The sequence below is a fragment of the Polyangiaceae bacterium genome, assembly GCA_020633205.1.
Classification (GTDB): Bacteria; Myxococcota_A; Polyangia; order Polyangiales; family Polyangiaceae; genus JAHBVY01.
In genome coordinates this window covers 20710-32409 of record JACKEB010000021.1, presented here as the reverse complement: position 1 = coordinate 32409, position 11700 = coordinate 20710, and the positions used below count along the sequence as shown (strand labels likewise).

At 63.5% G+C, this 11700-nt stretch carries 8 protein-coding genes; 6 read left to right on the top strand and 2 right to left on the bottom strand.

From position 1 onward, the window contains the following. Positions 1 to 82: 82 nt before the first annotated feature. Together H6718_32770 and H6718_32765 are read left to right on the top strand one after the other, a co-directional pair. Positions 83 to 1957, top strand: coding sequence for a 2-oxoacid:acceptor oxidoreductase subunit alpha (locus H6718_32770; protein MCB9590232.1), 1875 nt, complete (start codon positions 83 to 85; stop codon positions 1955 to 1957). A gap of 3 nt (positions 1958 to 1960) precedes the next feature. Continuing rightward, positions 1961 to 2980, top strand: coding sequence for a 2-oxoacid:ferredoxin oxidoreductase subunit beta (locus tag H6718_32765; protein MCB9590231.1), 1020 nt, complete (start codon positions 1961 to 1963; stop codon positions 2978 to 2980). 18 nt (positions 2981 to 2998) lie between these two features. Here H6718_32765 and H6718_32760 read toward each other — a convergent pair whose 3' ends face one another. Then, on the bottom strand, positions 2999 to 4582 hold the full coding sequence (locus H6718_32760) for a DUF2083 domain-containing protein (protein ID MCB9590230.1): 1584 nt from the start codon (positions 4580 to 4582) through the stop codon (positions 2999 to 3001). Between the two features lie 235 nt (positions 4583 to 4817). On the opposite strand from H6718_32760, the gene H6718_32755 reads away from it, so the two are divergent. The 3 genes from H6718_32755 (at position 4818) to clpA (ending at position 8182) form a co-directional block, all read left to right on the top strand. After that, positions 4818 to 4958, top strand: a complete 141-nt coding sequence (locus H6718_32755) for a hypothetical protein (protein ID MCB9590229.1) — start codon at positions 4818 to 4820, stop codon at positions 4956 to 4958. A gap of 630 nt (positions 4959 to 5588) precedes the next feature. Next, the gene (gene clpS, locus H6718_32750; GenBank protein ID MCB9590228.1) at positions 5589 to 5930 is read left to right on the top strand and encodes an ATP-dependent Clp protease adapter ClpS; all 342 of its coding nucleotides are present in this window, start codon (positions 5589 to 5591) and stop codon (positions 5928 to 5930) included. Beyond that, the gene (clpA, locus tag H6718_32745) at positions 5927 to 8182 is read left to right on the top strand and encodes an ATP-dependent Clp protease ATP-binding subunit ClpA (GenBank protein MCB9590227.1); all 2256 of its coding nucleotides are present in this window, start codon (positions 5927 to 5929) and stop codon (positions 8180 to 8182) included. The genes clpS and clpA overlap by 4 nt, the downstream gene beginning before the upstream one ends. A gap of 158 nt (positions 8183 to 8340) precedes the next feature. Here the strand turns inward: clpA and ccrA are convergent, their stop codons facing one another. After that, complete coding sequence (gene ccrA / locus H6718_32740) at positions 8341 to 9591, bottom strand: crotonyl-CoA carboxylase/reductase (GenBank protein ID MCB9590226.1); 1251 nt, start codon at positions 9589 to 9591, stop codon at positions 8341 to 8343. A 322-nt stretch (positions 9592 to 9913) separates the two neighbouring features. Here ccrA and H6718_32735 point away from each other — a divergent pair, with 322 nt between their 5' ends. Beyond that, a complete protein-coding gene (locus tag H6718_32735) occupies positions 9914 to 11590 on the top strand; it encodes an acyl-CoA/acyl-ACP dehydrogenase (GenBank protein ID MCB9590225.1) in 1677 nt (558 codons plus the stop codon). Positions 11591 to 11700: the final 110 nt, after the last annotated feature.

Sequence of the window (11700 nt, the reverse complement as noted above, 5' to 3'; positions counted from 1 at the left end):
AACCCGTGACCCCGTGGCAATTGACCCAAACGTAGGGCGCGCTCTTTGAGGGTCCCCTCCAGCAGAACAGAGCTAGATTTTCATGGCACAGCCGGTTCCTGTCACCACCAACGACTCCCAAACCCCCACGTCCCTGCCGGGCGCCATCGTTCGCTTTGCCGGCGACTCCGGGGACGGCATGCAGGTAACCGGCAGCCAGTTTACCGTGGCCGCCGCTCTGGCGCGCAACGATCTCGCCACCTTCCCTGATTTCCCCGCAGAAATTCGCGCTCCCGCAGGCACCACCTTCGGGGTGTCAGGCTTCCAGATCAACTTCGCGTCTCGCGACGTGTTCACGCCGGGTGACGCGCCGGACGTGTTGGTCGCGATGAACCCTGCAGCGCTGAAGGTCAACCTTCCGGATCTGAAGCCCGGCGGCTTGCTTGTGTTGAACTCTGGCGCCTTCAGCGCGGGCAACCTGAAGAAGGCTGGCTACACCGAGAGCCCGCTTGAGAACGACTCGCTCTCTGGCTACCAGGTGCTGAGCATCGACATCACGAAGCTCACCGTCGCTGCCGTGAAGGAAGCGGGCTTGAGCACCAAGGACGCAAACCGCTGTAAGAACTTCTGGACCCTGGGTCTGATGTTCTGGATCTACGGCCGTCCGCTAGAGCCCACAGTGCAGTGGCTCGAGCGCAAGTTCAGCAAGAAGCCTGAGCTCGTACAGGCCAACACGCTGGCTCTGAAAGCGGGCCACGCCTTCGGAGAGACCGCTGAGGTCTCCCACTTTCGCTACGAAGTCCCGGCCGCTCCAGTGGAACCCGGTGTGTACCGGAACATCTCCGGCAACCAGGCGACGGCGCTCGGCGTGGTTGCCGCAGGGCAATTAGCCGGGCTCGACATCGTGCTCGGGGCCTACCCCATCACGCCAGCAAGCGACGTCCTCCACGAGCTCTCCCGCTACAAGCATTTCGGCGTCACCACGATTCAAGCAGAAGACGAGATCGCCGCTTGCTGCGCTGCGATCGGGGCGTCCTACGCGGGATCCCTTGGCGTCACCTCGACCAGTGGCCCCGGCATGGCGCTGAAGATGGAGGCGATCGGCCTGGCCATCTCCGTCGAGTTGCCCCTGCTCATCCTGGACATTCAGCGCGCCGGCCCGAGCACGGGGATGCCCACGAAGACCGAGCAGAGCGACCTCCTGCAGGCGGTTTATGGACGCAACGGTGAGGCGCCCGTCGCGGTCCTCGCCGCGGCGACCCCCGGCGACTGCTTCTACACCGTGATCGAGGGCGCTCGCCTCGCGACCAAATACATGACCCCGGTCATCGTGCTCACCGATGGCTACCTCGGGAACGGCGCAGAGCCGTGGAAGGTTCCGAAAGTCGCAGATCTCACTCCCTTCCCGGTCACGTTCCGCAAGGATCCAGAAGGCTTCCATCCGTTCAAGCGCGACGAGCAAACCTTGGCGCGCAACTGGGCGATCCCCGGCACGCCTGGTCTCCTGCACCGCATCGGCGGCATCGAAAAGTCATTCGATTCGGGCAACATCTCGTACGATCCGGCGAACCACGCGAAGATGAGCAAGGTCCGCGCCGACAAGATCGCCGGCATCGCAAACGATATCCCTGAGGCAAAGGTCGACGTGGGAACCGACAGCGGCAAGCTGTTGGTCCTCGGCTGGGGCTCCACCTACGGCGCCATCCGAGAAGCCGTACAGAACTGCCGCAACGCGGGCCTCGACGTCTCGCACCTCCACCTGCGCTACATCAATCCATTTCCCAAGAACCTGGGCACGCTGCTCAACCAGTTCGACCACATCCTGGTCCCTGAGATGAACATGGGCCAACTGGTCAAGGTGCTGCGCAGCGAGTTCCTGATCCCCGCGGAGAGCTACGCCAAGATCCAGGGACAACCGTTCAAGATCGGCGAGCTCGAGGCTCGTATCAAGCAGACCCTGGCGAGCAAGGAGAGCTGAGCCATGAACGACACCATCGCGCCCGAAGCACTCACCCGCAAAGACTTCATGTCGGACCAAGAGGTCCGCTGGTGCCCCGGTTGTGGCGACTACTCAATCCTCGCCACCGTTCAGCGCATCATGCCTGAGCTGGGCATCGCCCGAGAGAACATGGTGTGGATCAGCGGCATCGGCTGCTCGAGCCGCTTTCCCTATTACATGAACACCTACGGCTTCCACACCATCCACGGCCGCGCCCCTGCGTTCGCCACGGGTGTGAAGGCAGCAAACCCAGACCTCAGCGTCTGGATGGTGACCGGAGACGGCGACGGACTGTCCATTGGTGGCAATCACCTGCTGCACCTGCTGCGCCGCAACCTGGACATCAACGTCCTGCTGTTCAACAACCGCATCTACGGCCTGACGAAGGGGCAGTACTCCCCGACGAGCGAGGTTGGCAAGGTCACCAAGAGCACCCCCGGGGGCTCCGCGGATTTCCCCGTGGATCCATCGGCCTTCGCCCTCGGATGTGGGGCGAGCTTCGTAGCGCGTGCAGTGGATGTCGACGCAGCAAGGCTGGGCGAGGTGCTGAAGCAAGCCAACGCTCACCGCGGCACCTCGTTCATCGAGATCTACCAGAACTGCCCCGTGTTCAATGACGGCGCGTTCGATGGCTTCGTTGACAAGGCTCACAAGGTGGATCGCCAGCTCCACGTCGAACACGGCAAGCCCCTGCTGTTCGGCAAGGACAACAAGCGCGGCCTGCGCATGAACCCGAGCGCCTTGCGCTTCGAGCTCGTGGATCTGGAGAACGGTGGCAGTGAGTCCGACGTCACGGTCTACGACGAGACCAACGTCGCGCTCGCTCAGGCGCTGCTCCGCCTGCCGTTCCCGGAGTTCCCGGTATCTCTCGGGGTACTGCACCGCACCGAGCGAGAGACTTACGATCACGCCCTGGTTGCTCAGCGGGAGAAGGCCAAGGCAGCGAACGGCCCTGCAGATCTCGAGAAGCTGCTCAACTCCGGCGGAACCTGGAAGGTCTGAGCCGCGACACAGCGGGCCTCAACCTTCGTCTACCAGCGGCAGTTTCCTCGAGGAAGCTGCCGCTTCTGCTTTTAGCTCCGAGTCACTATCGAGGACGGGTGAGAAGAAGTTGTCCTTCTTGACCAGCTCGTTCGGGTTGAAGGCGAACTTGTAGCTCGGAGCTGCGCGTTGGTTGCAGTCCGGCCGCTCGCAGAAGCGGCAGGTGATGCCGACGGGGATGCCGATCTTGTGAGCGCGCTCTCGCGCCCAGCGCGGGTGCTCGTCGGCGTAGGCCAGGTGATGCGCGTCCTCAGCGTGAGTGCCGAGACCGATCGAGTAGACGGTACCTCGGGCCAGAGAGCCCTGTACGGCTACCGCAGTCACCTTTGCGAAGCAGAAGTAGCTCGTCCCATCGGGCATTACGCTGAACTGCTTGCTGATCACGCTAGGGGTGAGGAAGGCCGTGTGCACCACCCACTTCGGGCAAGAGCCAAGGGCACCAGGGAAGCGCAACCCAGTGGCGGAATAGCGCTTCGAAATATTGCCTCCGATATCCACACGCAAAAAGTGCATCGGCACTCCGCGTCGCGCGGGATCGCCGAGGTTCGTGATGCGATGCGCGGCCGCCTCGTAGCTGACCTCGAAGCTCCTGGCGAGACGCTCCACGTCATAGCGTTGCGCCTGAGTCTCCGCGAAGAAGTCGCTGTAGGGCATGAGCAGCGCGCCTGCGAAGTAGTTCGCCAGGTGCACCTTCAAGAGCTTCAACGTCTCTTGGTGCTTCGCCGTGTAGTTCGACATCGCGGCGCGATACAGCCCCAGATCGTCGAGCAAGCGCAGTCCAAGTACGTGCCCCAGATCGAACTTCTTGCGACTCTCCGAGAGCTCGGCGCCAATCTCCAGACGCCCCAACCCGGGGTCGTAGCGGCGCACGACGGATCCAGCGTTCTGAGTCAGCTCTTGAACGACGATGTCGTAGCGCGATAGCGCGCGACCGAGTTGCTCGCTGTTCACCCGGCGAGGCAGCTCCGCCTCAGCGCGTACACGCGCCGCCGCCTCTTCGACCTCGGCGAAGAAGTTGTCGTTTGCTTCCAGGAAGTCGATCACCTCGTCGAGGGGCGAGTAGTCGAAGCGCAGCGAACCGCTTTCCGTTTCCGCATGGTTCACGCTGCGCGCCTTCTTGTCGGCTTCCTGTTGACTCAGCTGGTAGAGCAAGTTGTCGAGCTGTGAGCGCGTGTTCTTGTACAGGTTGAAGAGCGTGGTGATGGTGGTGACCGCGCGGGGCTCTGCAGAGAGCGAGGCCAACTCATCCGCGTCGAGGTTTAGGCTGCGTAACAGCGGTTCGTCGAGCAGCTGGGCCAGCCCATCCTCCACACGCTGCGCGCCCAGGCTGCCGATGAAGGGCTCGGGCTCGACGTGAAGCAGCCCCAGTGCCTTCCACAAGAGCGGCAGTTGAACCGTGCGCTTCCCCTTCTCGATCAGGTTCAAATACGCGGGGCTGATGCCCAGACGACGGGCAAACTCCGCCTGTGAGTGGCCTTGCTCGAGCCGCAGCTCGCGCAGTCGCCGGCCCACTGCTGAGTTCAGCACCGGGGCGCTCGCGTTCGTGGGACCGGAGGCGCTCATCGTTTACAAGCCGTCAAGGAGTTATCAGCTGTTGCAGTTCGCCGGAGCAAACACCGCTGAATTCGTGGCATGCGAGGTATAACATTTTTACTCTCGTAGGTCCGCAACTTGTAAACACCGAACCTCCCCCCCAAACCCTAGGGCCGCGCTGAGAGGCGGCGCTGAGAGGTCGATCGCGCTGGGGTACGTTTTGGGCGAGCCAGGAGCCGCGAGCTGCGCTACACCGCGCGCCGCTATGGGAACCCCGCAAGATGCGCGTGCCCGCAAGCGCCAGAAGGTGCGCCGGGCGAAGAAGAACCTCGAGTGGCAGCTGAAGCGCGCCAAGGAAAACGCCGAGGCTGACAAGCCGAAGGCGCCCGCTAAGACGGCCACCTGATCGCATTCGCGATCGCTTCACACCACGCGCGGTCTGCCGAACCCGGTTGGCCGCACACGCTTGGTCCCGCCCGCTTGTTGGCGTGACGACCGGATCCCCTAGGGATCAGCTCCCGGGTCAGCGGAGCGACCACTCCGGTGCTGCTTTCAGGCAGTGACCGCGCCACAGCGCCTTCCGCAACCGCGGCTGGCGCTTTTGGCGTTTTGGTCGACGCTGCTCTGCTTGACTTCGCGGCTTGGACTCCCCAGGTGAAGGGAGTCGACACAATTGGCATCAACCCTGCTTCCCGTTGCGGCCCGCCAGCTGACCACGCCTGGAAGCGACAGCTACGCGCTCGCTCGCGTCCTGAACCGTCGGGACCCGGTCGCGCCTCCTTACCTCGGGAGCGGCACGCTCGAAGTCGCCGCGTTTCGCCTCGCTTCCCAGGCCCCTCGACACATCTCAACCAGTGACCAAAGTACCCGTTCGCCAACAGACACCAGACCGCCCGGGGTATCCTAAGGGTCTAGCTCTGCGCACCCAGCGCACCCGGCTGTCCCCTCCCAGAGCGGAGACGATGGCTCACCCGCGCTCAACCACACCGCGCCGCGCCCACGAACCACGATCGGAACGGACGATTCGTCATAGAGCATGGCCACACGGAAGCAAAACCAAGAAGACGGCGGCCTCGAGCTCGTCGAGAAACCCAAGACCAAGCGCCCTCGGCGCTACCACGTGGTCTTTCACAACGACGACTACACCACGATGGAATTCGTGGTTCACGTCCTGATGAAGTTCTTTCACCAAAGCGAGACCGAAGCGACCCAAGTCATGCTGCAGATCCACCACAAGGGATACGGGATTGTTGGGGTGTTCACCCGCGACGTCGCTGAAACCAAAGTCAAACAGGTGATGGATTACGCCAGGGAAAATGGGCACCCGCTCCGGTGCACTGCCGAGCCGGAAGGCTTCGGGAAGGAAGACGACGCGTGAAAGTCAGCGCAGAAGTCGAAATTGCGTGTTCGTTGGCGCTACGCGAAGCACAGCGCAGGCGCCACGATCTGATGACCGTCGAGCACTTGCTGTACGCGCTGCTGCACGACGAGGCCACTGCTCGGGTGGTCAAGAAGAGCGGCGGCAACGTCGAGAAAATCAAGACCAGCCTGGAGCAAGTCTTCGACGAGGAGATGGCCAAGGTCCCCGGCGCCGGTGAAGTCTCCCCCGCCCCTTCTCGAGGCTTTCACCGCGTGCTCCAGCGCGCCGCTATCCACGTGGAATCAAGTGGCAAGGAAGAGCTCAAGGGGCACAACGTCCTGATCGCCATCTTCAGCGAACTCGATTCTCCTGCCACCCAGGTGCTCGAAGAGCACGGCGTGACCCGCTACGACGTGGTCAACTACATCTCCCACGGCGTCGCCCGCGACGGAGAGGATGACGAGGAACGCGAAGTCCCCACGGCGGACGACGAAGACGAAGACGGCGGCTCTCAGGGCAAGGCCCTAGACAAATTCGCCGTCAACCTCACGGAGAAGGCGAAAGAGGGCGAAATCGAGCCACTGATCGGGCGCGACAAGGAGATCCGCCGCGCGGTCCAGGTGCTCGCTCGACGGCGCAAGAACAACCCGCTGTTCGTGGGTGACGCAGGCGTCGGCAAGACCGCGATCGTGGAGGGCCTGGCTGCCATGTTGGCGGAGGGCGACGTCCCGAAGCCAATCCAGGGCGCGACCATCTGGGCGCTGGACATGGGCGCGCTGATCGCTGGCACTAAATTCCGCGGGGATTTTGAGAACCGCATCAAATCGGTACTCAAGGAGCTCGGTGCGATCAAGGACGCTATCCTATTCGTCGACGAGCTACACACGGTGATCGGCGCCGGCGCCACGAGCGGTGGCACCCTGGATGCCTCGAACTTGCTCAAGCCTGCGCTCTCGAGCGGCAAACTGCGCTGTATCGGTGCGACCACCTTCGAGGAGTACCGCTCTCACCTGGAGCGCGATCGCGCCCTCGCCCGGCGCTTTCAGAAGATCGAAGTGCTCGAACCGAGCCTCGAGGAAACCGTGCAGATCCTCAAGGGCCTGCAGCCACGCTACGAGGAGTTTCACAACGTCACCTACGAAGTGGAAGCCATCGAAGCTTGCGGCAAGCTCGCCCAGCGCCACCTGCACGACCGCAAGTTGCCCGACAAAGCCATCGACCTGATGGACGAGGCCGGCGCGGACGCGAAGCTCGAGGACGGCGATGGCGCAGTCGTGAACAGCGCGCGCATCGAACAGGTGGTGGCGCGCATGGCGCAGATCCCGCCGCGCCAGGTATCTTCTGACGATCGCAGCGCGCTGAAGGATCTCGAAGGTGAGCTGCGCAAGAACGTCTACGGACAGGACCGCGCCATCAAGGAGGTCGCAACAGCGATCAAGCTCGCGCGCGCAGGGCTCCGCCCTCCGGAGAAACCCATCGGCTCTTACCTCTTCACCGGGCCCACCGGCGTCGGCAAGACCGAGGTCGCAAAGACGCTTGCGCGGGTGATGGGTATCGAGCTCGTGCGCTTCGACATGAGCGAGTACATGGAGCGCCACACCGTGAGCCGCCTGATCGGCGCGCCCCCGGGCTATGTCGGCTACGATCGTGGTGGTCTCCTCACGGAAGCGATCGCGAAGACGCCCCACTGCGTGCTCTTGCTCGACGAAATCGAGAAGGCGCATCCAGACGTGTTCAACGTCCTCTTGCAGGTCATGGATCACGGCCGGCTCACCGACAACAACGGCAAGCAGTCCGACTTCAGCAACGTGATCCTGATCATGACGAGCAACGTCGGCGCGGCCGACCTCGCCAAGCGCAAGCTCGGCTTCGGTCAGGCGGACACCCGCGGCGACGGCGACATCGCGTTCAAAAACACGTTCAGCCCGGAGTTCCGCAACCGTCTCGACGCGAAAATTGGCTTCGACCCCCTGAGCCCCGAGGTGATGGGGCACATCGTCGACAAGTTCGTCGCAGAACTCGAAGGACAGCTTGGCGAGCGCAACGTCACCCTCGAGCTCACCAAGGCGGCCAAGGAGTACTTCGCCGACAAGGGCTATGATCGCGACTACGGTGCGCGCCCCCTGTCGCGCGTGCTGCAGGACGAGATCAAGAGCAAGCTGGGCGACGAGCTGCTCTTCGGCGAGCTCTCCGAGGGCGGCCACGTGATCGTGGACGTCAAGGACGGCGAGGTCACCTTCAAGTTCAAGAAGAACCCGCTCCACCACTGAGCGTTGCCGCGCGGTTTTCTTTTGGGGGAGAGGTCCTCGGTCGCCACGCCGCGCCAAACTTCAAGAGCCACTCAGCGCGTCAACGCGGCGCCGGACACGGACAAAACGAAAACGCCGACGGGAGACCGTCGGCGTTTTTGCTGGTCGAGGCTGAAGACTCAGCTCTCGGAGAGCGTCTTCAGGCCCTCCTTCTTCGCGTTGACGAGGATGCTCATGTTGCCGCTCGGGTGCTTGTTCTCGCGCATCATCTGATGGCAGTCACCCGTCTCAGCGAACTGGAACACCTTCGAGAGGCAGGGGTCGACCTTGCCCGCGATCACCAAATCGTTCAGGCCCTTTGCCTGCTCGTCGTTGGCGAAGTGTGAGCCCTGGAGCCGCTTCTGCCGCATCCAGTGGTAACGCAGGTCGAGGGTCGCGTTGTAGCCTGTGGTGCCGGCGCAGATCACGACCATGCCGCCGGTGTCGCATACGAAGATCGACGTCGGGATCGTCGACTCCCCGGGGTGCTCGAAGACGATTGCCGGGTTCTTGCGCTCGCCGAGCGCCTCCCAGAAGGCCTTGCCGAACTTCCGGGCGCCCTGGACCCAGTGGTTGTAGGCGGCGTCGTCGGTCCAGTGCGGGAGCATGCCCCAGTGATCGAAGTCTTTGCGGTTCAGCATGCCGACCGCGCCGAGTTCCTTGCAGTAGTCGAACTTGTCAGTAGAGCTGACGACACCCACCGCGCGGGCACCCGCCGCCTTGCAGATCTGGAGCGCCATGCAGCCGAGGCCACCCGCTGCACCCCACACCAAGACGGCGTCGCCCTCTTTCAGGTCGTTGCCCGCCCAGCCATGCAGCATGCGGTAGGCAGTGGCGCCGACCAACATGTAGGCAGCGGCGGCTTCCCACGTCAGGTGCGCGGGCTTCGGCAAGCACTGGTGGTCCTGAACCTTGGTGAACTGAGCGAAGCTTCCCCAGTTCGTCTCGTAGCCCCAGATACGCTCCGACGGCGCGAACATCGGGTCTTTGCCAGCGACCACGTGGGGATCCTTGGGATCCCAGATCCCGCAGTGGACCACGACTTCGTCGCCGACCTTGACGTTCTTCACTTCGGAGCCGACCGCCCACACGATGCCGCTCGCGTCGGAGCCGCCGATGTGGAAGTCCTCTTTCTCGCCCGCCTTCTGCCGCGCGCGCACGACATCCACGGGGATCCCGAGGGCAGCCCACACGTTGTTGTAGTTCACGCCCGCCGCCATCACGTAGACCAGCACCTCATTCGGCGCGATTTCCGGCGTGGAAATCTGTTCGATCTGGAAGGCGTCCTTCGGTTCGCCGTAGCGCTCCGGTCGGATCAGTTGGGCATACATGCGAGCGGGCACGTGGCCCAACTCAGGGATTTCACCGAGCTCGTAGATGTCCTTGGGCATGGGGTCGGGAGACTATGACACAGCGCGCTAAAATACGAGACCGACCGTATCTCGTTGGCGGCGTTGGGACAGTGCAGTGGACCTCCCCCCAAACTCCTCTGGGGACCCTAGGAACCCAAACGCCAGTGAGGCGTTGAGCGATGGGCCGTGTCCGACTGCGCGGCCAGCGGGAGGCGCCATTGCTTCGAAGACTCGCGTACTGACGGTTGGGTTTGGTTGACGCATCGCGTAGCTAGGCCTAATCCATAGCTGTTTGGCTCGCTCTTCCCCTACGGTGCGCGCCTGAGTCGCGCGGCTTCAGCTGCGCAGCGGAGTAACCACGATGAACACAGAAGCCCCCAAGACCGTGCGCGCTGGCGACCTCCATCCTGCCCTCACCGCCCTTGAAGCGGTGTATGAGCGCGCGCTCAAGCGCGTTCACGGCCTGGTGTCGAAGGATGGCCGCGTGTCCGCCGGACTGCTCAATCGACACCAGCTCGCAGCCCACGGACTGGCTTATTTGGCGACGGAACTCGAAGCGGCGCGCCAGGTCGTTGCCTGGGCGGAGCGCGTCAGCGCGAGCGACGACGACACAGAACTCGAAGTCTCGATCGCTGGTGCGTATGTGGGCGAACTCTGTCGCCAACTGGTCGGCGGCGTCGAGCTTGGCCCCTGCGAGTCGATTGGTCTGAGCGAGCTGGGACTCGAAGCGGAAGACATCGCGACCACCCTGCAGAGCCCCAAGGTGCAAGCCATTGCCGAGCGCTACGCCTCCGGCGAAGCGCTGTGTCGCCTCGCGCGTCTTGCCGTGGAGAAACGCAGCTTCGGCGCCTGGGCGCTGGGAGACGAGACGCTGGAGGCGGTGCAGACCGAATTCCGTCGCTTCGTGCAGAGCGAGGTCGAGCCCATCGCTCAGGACGTACACCGCAAGGACGTGCTGATCCCCATGGATTTGATCCAGAAGATGGCTGAGCTTGGCGTCTTCGGGCTGACGATCCCAGAGGAGTACGGCGGCCAGGGGCTCGACAAGGTCGCCATGTGCGTCGTCACCGAAGAGCTGAGCCGTGGCTACATTGGCGCCGGCTCCCTCGGTACACGCGCAGAGATCGCCGCCGAGCTGATCCTGGGAGGCGGCACCGAAGAGCAGAAGCAAGAGTGGCTACCGAAGCTCGCAAGCGGTGAGGTGCTCCCCACGGCGGTGTTCACCGAACCCAACAATGGCTCCGATCTCGCGCACCTGAAGTCTCGCGCTGAAAAGCAGGCGGACGGGAACTACTTGGTCAGCGGCGCGAAGACCTGGATCACCCACGCGACGCGCGCGGATCTGATGACACTCCTAGTGCGCACCAACCCCGACGACGACGGCTACGGTGGCCTCTCGATGATGCTCGCCACCAAGTCGCGTGGCAGCGAGACGAACCCAGAGACGGAAGGCTTCCCGGACGAAGGCATCACCGGAACCGAGATCAAGGTGCTCGGCTATCGCGGGATGAAGGAGTTCGAGATCGGCTTCGACAACTTCAAGGTCGCGGGCAGCGCGCTCCTCGGCGGCGTGGAAGGTCAAGGCTTCAAGCAACTGATGGCGACGTTCGAAAGCGCGCGTATCCAGACCGCAGCTCGCGGCGTAGGCGTCGCTCAGTCAGCGCTCGATCAGGGGCTCAAGTACGCGCAAGAGCGCATCCAGTTCGGCGCGCCGATCTTCGAGTTCCCCCGAGTGCAGCGCAAGATCGGTCGCATGGTCGCGCGCATCATGGCGTGCCGCCAGCTGACGTTCTTCGCGGCGCGCGCCAAGGACAGCGGCAAGCGCTGCGACTTAGAGGCGGGCATGGCGAAGCTCCTCGGCACGCGCGCCGCTTGGGAGAGCGCCGACGCTTGCGTACAAATCCACGGTGGCAATGGCTACGCGGAGGAGTACGTCGCTTCACGCATCCTGGTCGACGCGCGCGTGCTCTCTATCTTCGAAGGCGCGAACGAGATCCAGGCGCACGTCATCGCGCGTCGCTTGCTCGAGCAAGCCTGAGACAATCGAGTCTGACGCCCAACCACCTGTGCCTACAAGCGCTCCTCTGCAGAGGCTGAGGAGCGCTCGCCTTCGTCTGACTCAAGCAACGCCAAAGCGCAGGCAATTCG